Genomic DNA, 15,160 nt, shown 5'->3' on the forward strand with positions numbered 1-15,160 from the left:
CTGTTGCGCCCATGGACGATACGACGCTGCTCGCCCGCTACGACCGCGAGATGCGCGAGGGCGCCCGCCCCGACGGCCCCGGGGCTCGGATCGAGCGGGCCGGCGGGGTGGTGCGTCAGGTCGCGGACGCGCAGGGCTGGAACGGCATCGTGTGGTCCCACCTGGACGCGGCCGGCGCGGACCGCGCGATCCGCGAGCAGATCGTGTACTTCACCGGCCTCGGCCGTGCCTTCGAGTGGAAGCTCTACGGCCACGACCTGCCGGTGGACCTCGGCGCCCGGCTCACCGCCGCCGGGTTCCGGCCGGAGCCGGCGGAGACGCTCATGATCGGCGAGATCGCCCGGCTCGCCCTGGACGCGGAGCCGCCCGAGGGCATTCGGCTGGTGCAGGCCACCGACCGGGCCGGCGTCGAGATGGTGGTGGCCGTGCACGAGAAGGCGTTCGGCACCGACGGCACCGGGCTGCGGCACCGCCTGCTGGCCCGTCTTCGGGCCGATCCCGGCACGGTCGTCGCCGTCGTCGCGCTGGCCGGCGAGGAACCCGTCAGCGCGGCCCGGATGGAGCTGGTGCCCGGCACCCGGTTCGCCGGCCTGTGGGGCGGCGGCACCGTCGAGGCCTGGCGGGGCCGGGGCCTGTACCGGGCTCTGGTCGCCCACCGGGCCCGCGTCGCCGCCGCCCGTGGCCACAGGCACCTCCAGGTCGACGCCTCACCCATGAGCCGCCCGATCCTGCAGCGCCTCGGCTTCCGCGCGCTGACCACCACCACCCCCTACCTCTACGGGGCTTGAGGGCCACGCCCGGTCAGCGCCGGACCCGCGCCCGGTCCAGCGCGGCCACCCCCACGGCCGCCAGGGCGATCTGGATGAACCACTCGATCCAGTCGGGCCCCTTGGTGTTCGCGACCCCGAACCCGGCGGCGATCGCCGAGCCGAGCAGCGCGGCCACGATGCCGACGACGATGGTCCACAGGATGCCGATGTGCTGCCGCCCGGGGACGACCAGGCGGCCCAGCACCCCGATGACGAGCCCGATGACAATGGCACTGATGATGCCCGAGATCTCCATGTTCACGCCTCTCCGTGGCTTACCCCGCTGAGGAGGAATCTGCCCGCTGGCGGCGCATGCACTCCGCTCCCGGTTATTGCCGGGACTTTCTGTTCACCGGCCTTGATGCCATGTACCTTTCAACCGTTTGACGCGCGGAGAGCCCCCAAGCCCGTTCTACGCGCGCAGAGTTGGCGCCCGCACCGCCTCTCCCCACCCCACATGGAGGTTCGCCGGATGCTCGGATCCAGGAGATCCCGCCGCAGACTCACCACCGCTCTCGCCGGTTTCGGCCTGCTCCTCACCGGGGCCGCCGTCCAGGTCGGCACCGGCGCCGCCCCCGCCCGCGCCGCGACCACGCACCGCATCCTGTTCGACAACGCCCATGCCGAGACGGCCGGCAACGCCGACTGGATCATCTCCACCAGCCAGCCCGACCCGCTCGGCCAGGACTCCTCCCCGTCCGCCGAGACGGACTGGACGGGCGCCCTCTCCTCCTGGGGCGTGGCCCTCCAGAAGACCGGCGGCTACAGCCTGAAGACGCTGCCGTCGGGCTCCAGCCTCGGCTACGGCGGCTCGTCCTCGCTCGACCTGTCGAACTTCGACACCCTGGTGCTGCCGGAACCCAACACCAAGTTCAGCACCGCCGAGAAGACGGCGATCATGAACTTCGTGAAGAACGGCGGCGGGCTGTTCATGATCTCCGACCACACAGGAGCCGACCGGAACAACGACGGCTACGACGCGGTCGAGATCCTCAACGACCTCATGACCAACAACAGTGTCGACTCCACCGACCCGTTCGGCTTCTCCATCGACTCGCTGGACGTCAGCTCCGGCTATCCGGCGGCGATCGGCGACAGCACCGACCCGGTGCTGCACGGCTCCTTCGGCACCGTCACCAAGAGCCTGATCGCCGACGGCACCACCGCCACCCTCAAGCCCGCCGACAACTCCTCCGTCAAGGGCCTGGTCTATCGCAGCGGGTACTCCGGCAACACCGGCGCCTTCTTCCTCACCAGCACCTTCGGCAGCGGCCGCGTGGCGTTCTGGGGCGACAGCTCCCCGATCGACGACGGCACCGGCCAGTCCGGCAACACCCTCTACGACGGCTGGAACGACTCCGGCGCCACCAACGCGGCCCTCGCCCTCAACGCCACCGCCTGGCTGGCCGGGGCGGGCACCGGCAGCGGCGGCGGTGGGGGCGGCGGCACCTGCACCGCCGCCCAACTGCTCGGCAACAGCGGCTTCGAGTCCGGCACCGCCGCCTGGAGCGCGACGAGCGGCGTCATCACCGACGCCGGCGGCGAGTCGCCCCGCTCCGGCTCGTACTACGCCTGGCTCGACGGCTACGGCACCGCCACCACCGACACGCTCTCCCAGGCGGTGACCGTCCCGTCAGGCTGCTCGACCGCCAGGTTCAGCTTCTACCTGCACATCGACACGGCCGAGACCACGACCAGCGTGGCCTACGACACCCTCAAGGTCCAGGTCCTGAACGGCTCCGGCACGGTTCTGGGCACCCTGGCGACGTACTCGAACCTCGACGCCGCCTCGGGTTACACCCAGCGCGGCTTCGACCTCAGCGGCTACGCCGGGCGGACCGTCACCCTGAAGTTCACCGGCACCGAGGGCTCCAAGTACCAGACGTCGTTCGTCGTGGACGACACGGCGCTCGACGTCGGCTGACGCGCTCGGCCGCGAACGAGCGGTTCCCGCCGGGCGGCGGACCGGTGCGTCGGCCGGTCCGCCGCCCGGCGCGGCCGGTCCGCTCACGGCGCCGGGACCGTCAGCTGAGGTGTGTTCCAGCCGGACACCCGCACGTGCGGGTCCGAGCCGCCCAGGTCGGCCGTCCGGTAGGTGGCGGTCAGCGTGACCGACTCGCCCGGCCACAGGCTCACCTCGTTGTCCGACCAGCGCACCGGCAGCACCGGCCGTCCCTGCCCGTCCACGAGGTGGACGTCGGTGAGCAGCGACGGGGTCTTTCCGCTCCCGGTGTTCCGCAGGGTCACCGTCGTGGTCGACGTGCCGTCCGACGACCGTGTGCCGGCCGTTGCCGACACCGGCGCCTGCGCCATCGAGGCGAGCCCCGCGAGGTCGGCGTAGCCGGTCGTCGGCGTGCAGTACCAGGTGGTGCCCTTCCAGTCGAGGGTGTCGGGCCGGGTGGAGAGCCAGTACACGTTCCGGCTGACCTCCCGGCCGGACGCGTCGGTGAGGACCAGGCGCAGGAGGTGGGTCCGCGACAGCCCGCTCACCGAGGACGGCAGGGTCAGCGCGGTGGTGTGGGCTCCGTCCCCGGCCACCGAGACTCCGGTGACCGTCCGGTCGTACCGCTGCGTGCCGTCGGTGTCGAAGAGCGTGGCCCGGGCGGTCAGGCCCTGCTCGGCCCCGGGCCGGTTGTCGAGCACGACGACCGAGCGGTCGTCGTAGGAGTACTGGATGTGCAGTGGCTCGTTCGCCTTCTTCGCGCCGAAGTAGGCGCCCGCCTGGTCCAGGTACCGGTCCGTCAGCTGCCAGTGCAGTGACGTCCAGCCGCTGTTGAACATCCAGTGCACGACCCCCGTGGACGGCGCGGTGGCGTCCTTGGCGTTGCGCTCGTAGGCCTCGAACTGGGCGCGCACGTTCTCGTACTGGGCCAGCTGGGCCTTGCGCACGTAGTCGGCCAGGCTCGTGGGGGCGCCGTAGCGGCCGGCGAGCGCGGCGTCGTAGATCTTGAGCGTGCCGAAGACGGGGGACGGCGAGCGGTGGTACTGCCTGACCGACGGGTCCTTCCAGAGCGTGTCGAGCTCGGCCGGTGTCAGCATCCGGCGCAGGGTGTCCATGGTGGGGATGCTCGGGCCGGCGCTGGTCTCGGAGTTGAAGCCGGTCGCGCCGCCCTCGCGCTTGGCGTACCAGTAGCCGGGCGGCACCCAGTCGTAGGGGCCGGTCATCTTCATGCCCGAACGGCCCAGCTGCGGGGAGGACTTGTCGGAGGCCGCGGCGACCACCGGGGTGGGCCAGTCGGCGGCCTCGAGGGCGTCCAGGTAGTTCTTCTCGATCGTGGCGTCGGGCGCGAAGTCGCTGCCGATCAGGAAGGAGATCACGCTCGGGTGGTCCCGCAGCCGGGCGGCCTCGGCGGCCATGGACGCCTTCGCCACCGGATAGTCGGCCGAGGTCCACTTGTCCCCGGTCTCGGTGCCGTTGACCTGGCCCTCCCACTTGTCGCAGCACTCCCAGCCCGGCAGGGTGAGCAGGCCGTAGCGGTCGGCCAGGTCGAAGAACTCGTCCGGCTCGAGGTGGCCTTCCAGCCGGAGGGTGTTCAGGCCGAGGTCGAGGGCGTACTTCAGGCGGTCCTCGGTGTAGGTGCGGTCCCAGCGCAGGAACTCGTCCGGCGACCAGCCGCCGCCCTTGATCAGCAGCGGGCGGCCGTTGATCCGGTACTGGCGGGCGCCGGCGGAGTTCAGCGGGGCCTGGACGTCACGGATGCCGAAGGTCTCGTGCGCGGTGTCCGACGTCGTACCGGACACGGACGCGGTCAGGTCCAGGTCGTACAGCGGCTGGCCGCCCATCCCGGCCGGCCACCACACCTTCGGCGCGGTGAGGTGCAGGCCGGGGACGTCGGCGGGGGAGAAGCCGACGGTCCGCGTCTCGTGCGCGGCGAGCGTGACCGCCCGGCCGAAGCGCGCCGCGCCGAGGGTGCCGTCGACCTCCGCCGTGACCGGCGCGTCGGAGTCGTTGCGGACCTGGGCCTTCACCGTCAGGTCGGCGGTGGCGAGCGACGGCACGGCCAGCCTGGTGACCACGTGCGCGTCGCGCAGCGCCACCGGGCCGCCGCGGCGCACCAGGACGTCCCTGACGATGCCCATGTTCCGGTCGGGCGGCGGCTGGAGCCAGTCGATCCAGCCCGCGGTCAGGTCCTTGTTCGGGTCGTTGGGCCGGATCCGGAAGGCGACCGTGTTGGCGCCGGCTCGCACCAGTGGGGTGACGTCCAGTTCGTGGTGGGTGTAGATGCCGGTGACGTCGGCGCTCCGGGCCACCTGCCGGCCGTTGACGTAGACGTCGGCCGCCGAGACGATCCCGCTGAAGTCCAGGTAGGTGCGCCGGTCCGGGTCGTCGACGGTGAAGTCGGCGCGGTACCACCAGGGCACCTCGAAGTCGGCCTTCGGGATCTGCTGCAGGTTCGTGGACCGGAAGGGGTCGGGGTAGACCCCGTCGGCGAGGAGCGCGGCCAGGACGGTGGAGCGCGGGCCCGCCGGATACCAGCCGGCCGCCGCGTAGCCGGGGGAGGAGACGGCCGACGCGGAGTCGCTCACCTTCGCCGTGGACTGGATGGCGTAGCCGGCGAGCGGTGCGCTGGTGCCGGCCGCGGAGGGGACGCGGGTGATCCGGGGCGGCCGCGGCAGGGGTCCGGCGGTGCGGGTTCCGGCCCAGGCGCCCGGGGTGAGGGCGCCGAGCAGGCCGAGGAGCGCGGCGGCCGTGACGAGTCTGCGACCGGGGGCGGGGCGAGGCGGCATGGGGGGCTCCGCTTGTAAAGTTAGGAAACTTTACTAACTTGCCTCAAGCTAGGGTTCCGCGCGGGGCGTGTCAACGACCCTAGCCGCCGGGGGGCACAGAACGCGTCAGGCTCCAGCCGTCCGGCGTTCGAACACCAGATCGCGGGCGGTGTCCAGGGCCGTGGCCACCGCGCCCAGCAGCACCGCGTCCTCGCCGAGCCGGCTCGGCGCGATCCGGGGCCGCAGCGGGGTGAGCGCGCGCAGCTGCTCCTGCACCGGACGCAGCAGCAGGTCCACGCTGTGGCCGACCCCGCCGCCGAGCACCACCAGGTCCGGGTCCAGCACCGCCGCGGTCGCCGCCACGGTGTGCGCGATCCGCTCGCCCTCCAGCTCCACGGCCCGGGCCGCCGCCGGATGGCCCTGCCGGGCCGCGTCGAAGACGGCCTTCGCCGTCAGCTGCCCGCTCATCCCGAAGCGCCGGGCCGCCTCCACCACGGCCACCCCGGACACCGCGTCCTCCAGCCGCTCCGGCTTCTGCCGGCCGGGCCAGGGCAGGAAGCCGATCTCTCCGGCCAGCCCGTGCGCCCCCGTGAACAGCCGCCCCTCGCTGACGACGCCCATCCCGAGGCCCGTGCCGATCAGGATGTACGCGAACAGCCGGCTGCCCGCGCCGACCCCGTAGGTGTACTCGCCGAGCGCGGCCAGGTTCGCGTCGTTGTGCAGCTCCAGGGGAACGCCCAGCTCCTCGCGGAGCCGGTCGACGAGGCCCGTGCGCCCCCACCCCGGCAGGTGCATCGCGTACCGCACCCGCCGCTGCTTCTCGTCGTAGACGCCGGGCGTGCCGACCACCCCGTGCACCACCTCGGCCGGGTCGACGCCGGAGTTGGCGATCACCTGGCGGGCGGTGCCCACGACCAGATCGGCGAGCGCCGCGGAGGCCCGGGCCCGGTTGCGCACGTCCGCCCGGGCGACGACCGTGCCGTCCAGATCCACCAGGGCCACCCGCAGCCAGCCCCGGCCTATGTCCACGCCGAGCGCGTGGCCGGCCGCCGGGTCGGGCGCGTACAGCACCGCGGTGCGGCCGCGCTCGGGGGTGTGGGTGCCGACCTCGTGGACCAGCCCGGCTGCCTCCAGCGAGGCCAGCGCGCTGGACACCGTCGGCTTGGACAGGCCCGTCTCCCGGGCCAGTTGGGCGCGCGAGGCGGCGCCGAGGCCGCGCAACCGGTCCAGCAGCAGCCGCTCGTTGCTGCTGCGCAGGCGCCGGCGGCTCCAGGGCTGGTCCTGCTGCTCTATGAGATCGCTGGCGGGCATCGCACCATTCTCGTGCATTCCTGACGCATACTTGACGCACCTAGTAAGGCTCCTTAACTTTATCGGCCAGTCGGTCCGGCCGGGCGTGTCGCCGCCCCGCACGCGGTCCGTGCGCCCGTCGCGTCAGGAGTCCCCATGTCCGCTAACCCGCCGCCCTCGGGTGGCTTCGTCCGCCGTGTCGGCCCGTTCCAGGCCACGGCCATCAACATGAGCCAGATGTGCGGCATCGGCCCGTTCGTGACGATCCCGCTGATGGTCGCCGCGTTCGGCGGCCCCCAGGCCGTCATCGGGTTCGTCGCGGGCGCCGTGCTGGCGCTGTGCGACGGGCTGGTCTGGGCCGAACTGGGCGCCGCGATGCCCGGCTCCGGCGGCAGTTACGTCTATCTGCGCCAGGCCTTCCAGTACCGCACCGGCCGCCTGATGCCGTTCCTGTTCGTGTGGACGGCGATGCTCTTCATCCCGCTGATCATGTCCACGGGCGTGGTCGGCTTCGTGCAGTACCTGGGGTATCTCGCCCCGGGCCTGGGCAGCACGGCCGGCGACCTGATCGGCCTGGGCGTCATCGCCCTGGTGGTGCTCCTGCTGTGGCGCGGCATCGAGCACATCGCCCGGATCACCGCCGTGATGTGGATCGTGATGATCGCCTCGGTGGTGCTCGTGATCGCCGCCGCGGCCTCGGACTTCAGCCCGCACCTGGCCTTCACCTACCCCGCGCACGCCTTCGACCCGACCGGCGGCCACTTCTGGATCGGCTTCGCCGCGGGGCTGACCATCGGCATCTACGACTACCTCGGCTACAACACCACCGCCTACATGGGCGCCGAGATCAAGGACCCCGGCCGCGTCCTGCCGCGCTCCATCATCTTCTCGATCCTCGGCATCATGGCGATCTACCTGCTGCTCCAGATCGGCACGCTCGGCGTGGTCGACTGGCACCGGATGACCGACCCGCACGACATCGCCTCCACCTCGGTGGCCTCCGCGGTGCTGGAGAGGACCTGGGGCAAGGGCGCCGCCGACACGGTGACCGTGCTCATCCTGATCACCGCGTTCGCCTCGGTGTTCACGGGGCTGCTGGGCGGCTCCCGGGTGCCGTACGACGCCGCGCGCGACCGGGTGTTCTTCCGCCCCTACGAGAAGCTGCACCCCAGGCACCGGTTCCCGATGCTGGGCCTCGCGACCATGGGCGTGATCACCGCCGTCGGCTTCCTCATCGGCCGCCACACCGATCTCGCCACCCTGATCCAGCTGCTCACCACGGTCATGGTGATCGTCCAGGCGCTGGCCCAGATCATCGCCCTGACGGTGCTGCGCAGGCGGCAGCCGGCCCTGCACCGCCCGTACCGGATGTGGCTGTACCCCCTGCCGAGCATCGTCGCCTTCGTCGGCTGGTGCGTGATCTACGGGTACGCCGACAAGAACTCCCCGGGCCGTCACCCCATCGAGTGGTCCCTGGCCTGGCTCGCCCTCGGCTGCGTGGCCTTCGTGATCTGGGCCCGGCTGGAGCGGGTCTGGCCGTTCGGGGCCAAGGAGGTCGGCGAGGAGTACCTGGCGGGCCTGGACCCGGACGCGGAACCCGTGTGATCCCCGACCGCCGCGAAGTGCGCTAGAGTGCATCGAACTTGAGCCTCCCCGGTCCGGACCCCGTCCGCCGGGGAGGCTTTCGTTCATGACCGAAACCAACACCGCGGACGTCTGCGTCCGCCCTGCTGCCCCCGGGGACCGGCCCACCGTCGAGCGACTCTGGCTGATGTTCCGGCACGACATGTCCGAGTTCCGCGGCATGCTGCCGACCGCCGACGGCACGTTCCGCAGCGAGCGCGTCGAGTACGCCTTCACCGCGCCCGGCTGGGCGCCGTACCTGCTGATCCGTGACGCGCGCCCGGCCGGACTCGCCTTCGTGCGCGGGCTCGACGGCCCGGTGCGCGTGCTGAACAGCTTCTTCGTGGCGCGCGGTGCACGGCGCCGGGGGGTTGGGCTGCGGGCAGCCCGTGAGGTGTTGCTGCGGCATCCCGGGCCGTGGGAGATCGCCTTCCAGGAGGACAACGCGGCCGCGGTGGCCTTCTGGCACCGGGTCGCGCAGGACCTGGCTCCCGGCGCCTGGACCCGCGAGCGCCGGCCGATACCCGGCCGGCCGGAGCTTTTGCCGGACGTGTGGCTGTCCTTCACCGCGCGCCGTGCGCCCGACCCGGCTCCTTGACCCGCCGACGGGCGGCCCGGCTTTCGCGGCGAGTACGTGCGCGCCGACGGTCGCGGCATCGCCGACGTGACCGGCCGGGTGGGGGAGAAGGCCCGTGACCGACGCCCGCTCGCCGATCCGGTGCGGCACGGGGGAGGCCGGGCCCGCTCAAGCGGGACCGGCCTCGCGTTGTCCTGTGCTTGCCGTACTTCCTTTCTCGCGTCTCCGCTACGGCCGGGGAGCGTTCCTGGCCGCTGTGCCGGCGCACACGAGCCCCAGGACGATCGCCAGTCCGCCGATGACGGCGTTGCTGGCGATGATGCCGGCGTCCGGGTGGGTGCCCACGATCCACGGGGCGATGATCATCCACACCCCCAGGGCGCACATGGCCCAGCTCAGGCCGTACATGCGCTCCGGCGCCCTGGTGAATCCGAGCGCCAGCAGGCCGATCGCTATACCCATGATCAGGTTGTGGACCATGAGCGCCGGCTGGCTCGTGTTGAAGTGCAGGATCCACGGCGACGCCGCGCAGTACAGGCCCAGCAGGAACACCGGCCCGTCCACGAGCGCCACATCGCGACCGCCGAGCATGCGGGCGTAGCGTTCCCGCATTTCGGAGACATCGGGGTGGCTCGTGATGTCACCCCTGTGCGAGACGTTGGCCATGACTCGTCTCCTTTGACTGTGCAGGCCAGACCGCGTCTGGTGCGGTGTGAAAGGTACGTTCCACTTACCCATTCTGCCCTTATTAATCCTTTATGTGTAGAGATCGGCGCACTTGTCATGTCTGTGCTGCAGGCGCCGGCCGGGCGTTCTCCCGGGCCCGTCGGAAGCGGGTGAGCGCCTCGGCCAGGTCGACCACCGGCGCGGGGTAGGGGCCGGCCGGCGTCGGCTCCGCGCCGCGCGGCTTCCAGGGCTCGTGCACCGCGGCGCCCTCGATGCCGGCCAGCTCCGGCACCCAGCGCCGCACATACGCGCCGTCGGGGTCGTAGCGCCGGGCCTGGCGCACGGGGTTGAGGACCCGGTTGGGACGGGTGTCCGTGCCCGTGCCCGCCACCCACTGCCAGTTCAGCTGGTTGCTGGCCACGTCTCCGTCGACCAGCAGGTCCAGGAAGTGCCGGGCGCCGACGCGCCAGTCGACGTACAGGGTCTTCGTCAGGAAGCTCGCCGTCAGCAGCCGGGCGCGGTTGTGCATCCAGCCCTCGTGCCGCAGCTGACGCATCCCCGCGTCGACCACGGGATAGCCGGTGCGGCCCTCCCGCCACGCCTCGACGTCCTCGCGGGCCTCCTGCTCGGACCGCCAGGAGTCGTGCCGGGTGCGGTAGTCGGCGGTGGCCGCGGCGGGCCGTGCCGCCAGCACCTGACGGTGGAAGTCGCGCCAGGCCAGCTGCCGTACGAACGCCTCCGCGCCGGGACCGCCCGCCTGCCGCGCCCGGTGCAGGACCTCGACGGGGGACAGCGTGCCGAAGTGCAGGTGCGGCGAGAGACGGGAGGTCGCGTCGCCGGCCAGATCGTCGTGCCGGTCCTCGTAGCCGCCGACGCCCGAGCGGAGCCAGGCGGTGAGCCGCCGTCTGCCCGCCCTCTCGCCGCCGGCGCCCAGCCCCGGCGACACGTCCGGCAGTGCGGCCCGCGCCGGCAGCTCCGCCGATCCGATGCCCTCCGGGACCCGTACCGAACGGGGCGCCGCGAGCGGTTGCCGCGGCCGCTGCCGCGACCACTGCCGGAAGTACGGGGTGAAGACCGCGAAGTGGTCCGAGGCGGCCGGGGTCAGCGCGCCGGGCGGCACGGCGGCGGTCACCGTGTCGTGGACGTGCAGCGACCGGCCGTCCGCCGCGAGGGCCCGGCGCAGCCGCCGCTCCCGCCGCTGCGCATAGGCGCTCACGTCGGCCGCCATGTGCACCTCGGCGGCGCCGGCCTCCGCCGCCACCCGGCACACCTCCTCGACGACGTCCCCGCAGCGCACCACCAGCCGCCCGCCGCGCTCGCGCAGCCCCGTGTCCAGGTCCCGCAGGCAGTCGGCGAGGAACGCGAGCCGGTTGGGCACCGCGAATCCCGCCTCGGCCACACCGCGGTCCCGCACGAACAGCGGGACCACCTCGCGGCCACCGCTCAGCGCGGCCCGCAGGGGCGGATGGTCGTGCAGGCGGAGGTCGGCGGTGAACAGGACGACGCAGACGGGCATGGCGTGGCCTTCCGTGACAGGGACGCGGACGGTGATCGGGTCGGGCCCGGCGGAGCGCCCGGCAGGCAGGAGCGGGCCGGACCGGCTCCTCAGGGCGTCGGGACGCGGCCGCGGCGCGGCTGCCCGTCAGCGCACGGGCGCCGCCGCCCGCTGGGCGGCCGCCCGCGCGATGTTGCGGGCCATCGCGCCGAACACGACGGCGTGAAAGGGGCAGACGCCCCGCCAGTACGCGTGCCCGAGCAGCCCGTGCGGGTGGAACAGGGCCCGCTGGCGGTACCGGCTGCGGCCCGCGCCGTCCGGCTCGGCGCACAGCTCAAGCCAGGCCAGCCCGGGCAGCCGCATCTCGGCGCGCAGCCGCAGCAGACGGCCCGGCTGGATCTCCTCCACCCGCCAGAAGTCCAGCGAGTCGCCGACGCGCAGCCGCTCCGCGTCCCGGCGGCCCCGGCGCAGACCGACCCCGCCGGCCAGCCGGTCGAGCAGGCCGCGCAGGCTCCAGGCGAGCGGGAGGGAGTACCAGCCGTTCTCGCCGCCCACGCCCTCGATCACCCGCCACAGCTCCCGTACCGGCGCGTCCACCGCCGTCTCCCGGTGATCCGTGTAGAGGCTGCCGCCGGCCCAGCCAGGGTCGGTGGGCAGCGGATCGCTGGGCGCGCCCGGCACGGCCGCGGACGACCAGCGCGTGGCCACCTCGGCCTCGCGCACCCTGCGCAGGGCCAGCCGTACCGCCTGCTCGAAGCCGAGCGGGTGCCCCGGAGCGTCCGGCACGTACCGGGCGATGTCGTTCTCGTGGCACACGACCTCGTGCCGGAGCGACTCGGTCAGCGGCCGGGCGATGGACGCCGGGACAGGGGTGACGAGACCGACCCAGAGGCTGGACAGGCCCGGGGTGAGGACCGGGACGGGCAGGATCAGCCGGCGCGGCAGGCCCGCCACGCGCGCGTACCGGACCATCATGTCCCGGTACGTCAGCACGTCCGGGCCGCCGATGTCGAAGGCGCGGTTCACGGTGGCCGGCAGCCCCGCGCAGCCGGCCAGCAGTCGCAGCACGTCCCGCACGGCGATGGGCTGGATCCGGGTGCGCACCCAGCTCGGGGTCACCATCACCGGCAGCCGCTCGGTGAGGTAGCGGAGCATCTCGAAGGAGGCCGAGCCGGAGCCGATGACGACCGCGGCGCGCAGCACGGCGGTCGGCACCCCCGAGGCCAGCAGGATCCGGGCCACTTCCGCCCGGGACCGCAGATGCGGCGAGAGGTCCCGCTCGGGCACTCCCGTCGGCGTGAGCCCGCCGAGGTACACGATGCGGCGCACCCCGGCCGCCTCGGCCCGCTCCCCGAAGATCCGCGCCGCGCGGCGGTCGGTGTCCTCGAACTCCTTGCCGGTTCCCAGCGCGTGCACCAGGTAGTAGGCCACGTCCACGTCCCGCATGGCCTGGGCCACCGCCGCGGCATCCGTGACGTCGCCCCGCACCACCTCCGTCCGGTCCGCCCACGGGTGGTCGCGCAGCTTCCCGGGAGAGCGGGCCAGACAGCGCACCCGGTAGCCGTCGGCGAGCAGCTCGGGCACGAGACGGCCGCCGATGTAGCCGGTCGCACCGGTCACCAGGCACCGCGGCCGCCGCGTGGATGTCGCTTCCTCGTGATGCATCGCGTCCGGGTCCTCCGCGTCGGTGGCCCCCCGCCCATCATGTCCCACCGGGACGGCCGGCGGATGCGTGACCAACCAGGGGCGACCGGCAGGCTGGTGCCATGTCCGCGGCGATCGGGGGGGAGCCGGAGAGGTGCGGAACGTGCGTGTCGTCCGGCGATCACCGCTGGAGGCGACCGGCCGTCAGGGACGCCTGGGGCGGTGGAGCGGTTCCCCGCCGGGGCGCCGCGCGGATCCTGGCCGGTGGAGGAGTGCGCGGCGGCCCGCCGAGCCGAGGGCCGGCCCGCGACCACCATGACGGCACGCGTCGTCGCCGAAGAGGCCACGGTCACCCGCCGTCGCGGCCGCCCGGGCGGACGACGGGCCGCCGGCCGCGGCCGGGTGACGCCACGGGCGTTGAACACCGGGGCCCGTCACCCGCTCCCGGCGTGCGCCGCCGGATTCGTCAGCGCCCGCAGATGTGCTGCCCGTGTCTCGGCCGTCTGGCCCTGGACCAGCAGGAACAGGCTCTCGCGGGCCAGGCGTTGCGCGCGGCTCGTCAGGGCCATCGAACGGCCGCCGCCGGCCACCACCGCGGCGGTGGTGGCCGTACGCAGCACCTCGTAGGCCTCCGCCCGCACCGCGAGCCGTTCCCCGGCCCGCTCGTGCGGCTCCGGATGGTCGGCGAGGGCGTACGCCCGCCGGCGCACGTCGGCCAGGTGGGCGCGCAGCGGCGCGGCCGTGTCCTCGGCCAGCAGGCCGAGGGCGGCCTCCGCGACGCCGAAGACCGCCGGGTTCGCGTTCAGCGTCCTGGCACGGTCGCCCGGCGCCCACTGCTCGTACGGCGTGCACAGCGCCACCGCCTCCTCGGGCAGCCACAGGCCGTTCAGCTGCAGCGACACCGTGCGCGAGGCGGAGAGAGCGGCCAGACGCATCGGCGGCGAGGCGCGCAGGCCGGGCTGCTCGCGGGCCTCGGCGAACGCGAACAGCACCTCGCCGTCGTCGGTCAGCCCCGCCAGCAGCATCACGTCGTTCAGACCCCAGCCGGTGTACCAGGGCACGGTCCCGTCGAAGCGCCGGCCGCCGTCCTGGCGGTGCACCCGCACCGGGACGCGCGGATACGACCGCAGATGCGCGTACGCCACCCCGGACAGCAGCTCCCCGCGCGACAGCGGGCCGAGCAGCCGTTCCCGCACGGGACGTTCGCTCTGCGCGAGGGTCTGCACGGGCGTGTGGTGCTGGGTCTGCACGAACCATGTCGAGCAGCACGCCCCGGCCAGGATCTCCGCGGTCTCCCGCAGCACGGCCGGCGGCGCCCCCGAACCGCCGTACGCGACCGGGGCCACCACCCCGAGCAGCCCCGACCGCTTCACCGCGGCGATGTGGCCCGGAGGCACGCCCTCCTGGTCGACCCGCTCCGCCTCGGGCGCCAGCAGGTCCGCGGCGAGCCTGCGGGCGCGGAGCACGAGCGGATGTGCGCTGATGGTCATGAGGCGATTCTCGCGAAGACCGCCGCCGGGCACCTCCGCCGGAATTTTCCGCGGGTGTGCGGGGCGCGGTGTCGAACCGGCGCCCGGCCGTTCGTGTAGACGGTGACCGAGAGCCCGACCCGGGCACGACGCCATGGAGGACGTCATGAAGCACTACCTGCTCAGCGTGGTCCAGCCCGCCGACGGAACGCCGCCCGCCGCCGAGGCCCTCGCGGGGATCATGCGCAACGTCGAGGCCTTCAACGACGAGCTGCGCGCCGCCGGGGCCTGGGTGTTCGCGGGCGGCCTGCACGGCCCGGAGAGCGCCACCATGCTGCGCCCCAAGGACGGCGAGGTGCTGATCACCGACGGCCCCTACGCCGAGGGCAAGGAGTACCTGGGCGGACTGTGCCTCATCCGGGCCGCCGACCTCGACGAGGCCCTGGAATGGGGCCGCAAGGCCGCCCTGGCCACCACCCTGCCCATCGAGGTACGGCCCTTCGTGGACCAGCACTAGTTGTTCTGTCTCGGGAGGTTGTGGACAGGTGATGCAGGTCTCGGCTGAGGGATCTTGAAATGGGTGAGGGCCTTCTGGCCTGGTGTGGATTGCGACATCTGCACCGGCGACCAGAGAGGCCCTCGTGCCCCACCGTAATGCTTCTGGCAGCGGGCCCACGCCTTCTTCACCCAGGCCGGGATCACCGTCGAACGGGTGCTGACCGACAACGGCTCCTGCTACCGCTCACACGACTGGCGCGATGCCCTGGCAGCGGCCGGGATCGCCCACAAGCGCACCCGGCCCTACCGGCCCCAGACGAACGGCAAGGTCGAACGCTTCAACCGCACCCTGCTGGACGAATGGGCCTACGCCCGCCCCTAA

The 15,160-nt window shown here is 73.2% G+C and carries 12 protein-coding genes and 1 pseudogene; 6 read left to right on the forward strand and 7 right to left on the reverse strand.

Annotated elements, in window-relative coordinates; genetic code table 11:
* Nucleotides 1-11 precede the first annotated feature (11 nt).
* On the forward strand, nucleotides 12-788 hold the full coding sequence (locus ACLU3S_RS19100) for a GNAT family N-acetyltransferase (RefSeq protein WP_413953107.1): 777 nt from the start codon (nucleotides 12-14) through the stop codon (nucleotides 786-788).
* A 13-nt stretch (nucleotides 789-801) separates the two neighbouring features.
* Here the strand turns inward: ACLU3S_RS19100 and ACLU3S_RS19105 are convergent, their stop codons facing one another.
* Nucleotides 802-1,065: a GlsB/YeaQ/YmgE family stress response membrane protein gene (locus ACLU3S_RS19105; RefSeq protein ID WP_413953118.1), complete on the reverse strand. Its 264-nt coding sequence runs from the start codon at nucleotides 1,063-1,065 to the stop codon at nucleotides 802-804.
* 216 nt (nucleotides 1,066-1,281) lie between these two features.
* On the opposite strand from ACLU3S_RS19105, the gene ACLU3S_RS19110 reads away from it, so the two are divergent.
* Nucleotides 1,282-2,733 carry a hydrolase gene (locus tag ACLU3S_RS19110; RefSeq protein ID WP_413953108.1) on the forward strand — a complete coding sequence of 484 codons (1,452 nt, stop codon included), beginning with the start codon at nucleotides 1,282-1,284 and terminating at the stop codon, nucleotides 2,731-2,733.
* 83 nt (nucleotides 2,734-2,816) lie between these two features.
* On the opposite strand, the gene ACLU3S_RS19115 is transcribed toward ACLU3S_RS19110, so the two are convergent.
* On the reverse strand, nucleotides 2,817-5,537 hold the full coding sequence (locus ACLU3S_RS19115) for a glycoside hydrolase family 2 protein (protein ID WP_413953109.1): 2,721 nt from the start codon (nucleotides 5,535-5,537) through the stop codon (nucleotides 2,817-2,819).
* A 105-nt stretch (nucleotides 5,538-5,642) separates the two neighbouring features.
* Entirely contained in the window at nucleotides 5,643-6,827 is a 1,185-nt protein-coding gene (locus ACLU3S_RS19120; protein ID WP_413953110.1) for an ROK family protein, read from the reverse strand.
* Between the two features lie 135 nt (nucleotides 6,828-6,962).
* On the opposite strand from ACLU3S_RS19120, the gene ACLU3S_RS19125 reads away from it, so the two are divergent.
* The gene (locus tag ACLU3S_RS19125) at nucleotides 6,963-8,411 is read left to right on the forward strand and encodes an APC family permease (RefSeq protein ID WP_413953111.1); all 1,449 of its coding nucleotides are present in this window, start codon (nucleotides 6,963-6,965) and stop codon (nucleotides 8,409-8,411) included.
* An 85-nt stretch (nucleotides 8,412-8,496) separates the two neighbouring features.
* Nucleotides 8,497-9,027, forward strand: a complete 531-nt coding sequence (locus ACLU3S_RS19130; protein WP_413953112.1) for a GNAT family N-acetyltransferase — start codon at nucleotides 8,497-8,499, stop codon at nucleotides 9,025-9,027.
* Between the two features lie 207 nt (nucleotides 9,028-9,234).
* Here ACLU3S_RS19130 and ACLU3S_RS19135 read toward each other — a convergent pair whose 3' ends face one another.
* From ACLU3S_RS19135 to ACLU3S_RS19150, 4 genes are all read right to left on the reverse strand, one after another.
* Nucleotides 9,235-9,672 carry an SPW repeat protein gene (locus ACLU3S_RS19135; protein ID WP_413953113.1) on the reverse strand — a complete coding sequence of 146 codons (438 nt, stop codon included), beginning with the start codon at nucleotides 9,670-9,672 and terminating at the stop codon, nucleotides 9,235-9,237.
* Between the two features lie 115 nt (nucleotides 9,673-9,787).
* Entirely contained in the window at nucleotides 9,788-11,188 is a 1,401-nt protein-coding gene (locus ACLU3S_RS19140; protein WP_413953114.1) for a cryptochrome/photolyase family protein, read from the reverse strand.
* 126 nt (nucleotides 11,189-11,314) lie between these two features.
* Nucleotides 11,315-12,832: an SDR family oxidoreductase gene (locus ACLU3S_RS19145; RefSeq protein ID WP_413953115.1), complete on the reverse strand. Its 1,518-nt coding sequence runs from the start codon at nucleotides 12,830-12,832 to the stop codon at nucleotides 11,315-11,317.
* A 413-nt stretch (nucleotides 12,833-13,245) separates the two neighbouring features.
* Entirely contained in the window at nucleotides 13,246-14,301 is a 1,056-nt protein-coding gene (locus ACLU3S_RS19150) for an acyl-CoA dehydrogenase family protein (RefSeq protein WP_413953116.1), read from the reverse strand.
* A 145-nt stretch (nucleotides 14,302-14,446) separates the two neighbouring features.
* On the opposite strand from ACLU3S_RS19150, the gene ACLU3S_RS19155 reads away from it, so the two are divergent.
* Nucleotides 14,447-14,797, forward strand: coding sequence for a YciI family protein (locus ACLU3S_RS19155; RefSeq protein WP_413953117.1), 351 nt, complete (start codon nucleotides 14,447-14,449; stop codon nucleotides 14,795-14,797).
* Nucleotides 14,798-14,938: 141 nt separating this feature from the next.
* Nucleotides 14,939-15,154 (forward strand): annotated as a pseudogene (locus tag ACLU3S_RS19160) (integrase core domain-containing protein); the annotation flags it as partial.
* Nucleotides 15,155-15,160: the final 6 nt, after the last annotated feature.

It is taken from the genome of Streptomyces sp. AF1A (genome assembly GCF_047340315.1).
GTDB lineage: Bacteria > Actinomycetota > Actinomycetes > Streptomycetales > Streptomycetaceae > Streptomyces.

Coding starts and splice junctions, on each gene's coding strand:
- ACLU3S_RS19125 (WP_413953111.1), top strand. CDS start 6,963: ATGTCCGCTAACCCGCCGCCCTCGGGTGGCTTCGTCCGCCGTGTCGGC.
- ACLU3S_RS19155 (WP_413953117.1), top strand. CDS start 14,447: ATGAAGCACTACCTGCTCAGCGTGGTCCAGCCCGCCGACGGAACGCCG.
- ACLU3S_RS19105 (WP_413953118.1), bottom strand. CDS start 1,065: ATGGAGATCTCGGGCATCATCAGTGCCATTGTCATCGGGCTCGTCATC.
- ACLU3S_RS19135 (WP_413953113.1), bottom strand. CDS start 9,672: ATGGCCAACGTCTCGCACAGGGGTGACATCACGAGCCACCCCGATGTC.
- ACLU3S_RS19150 (WP_413953116.1), bottom strand. CDS start 14,301: ATGACCATCAGCGCACATCCGCTCGTGCTCCGCGCCCGCAGGCTCGCC.
- ACLU3S_RS19110 (WP_413953108.1), top strand. CDS start 1,282: ATGCTCGGATCCAGGAGATCCCGCCGCAGACTCACCACCGCTCTCGCC.
- ACLU3S_RS19130 (WP_413953112.1), top strand. CDS start 8,497: ATGACCGAAACCAACACCGCGGACGTCTGCGTCCGCCCTGCTGCCCCC.
- ACLU3S_RS19140 (WP_413953114.1), bottom strand. CDS start 11,188: ATGCCCGTCTGCGTCGTCCTGTTCACCGCCGACCTCCGCCTGCACGAC.
- ACLU3S_RS19115 (WP_413953109.1), bottom strand. CDS start 5,537: ATGCCGCCTCGCCCCGCCCCCGGTCGCAGACTCGTCACGGCCGCCGCG.
- ACLU3S_RS19120 (WP_413953110.1), bottom strand. CDS start 6,827: ATGCCCGCCAGCGATCTCATAGAGCAGCAGGACCAGCCCTGGAGCCGC.
- ACLU3S_RS19145 (WP_413953115.1), bottom strand. CDS start 12,832: ATGCATCACGAGGAAGCGACATCCACGCGGCGGCCGCGGTGCCTGGTG.
- ACLU3S_RS19100 (WP_413953107.1), top strand. CDS start 12: ATGGACGATACGACGCTGCTCGCCCGCTACGACCGCGAGATGCGCGAG.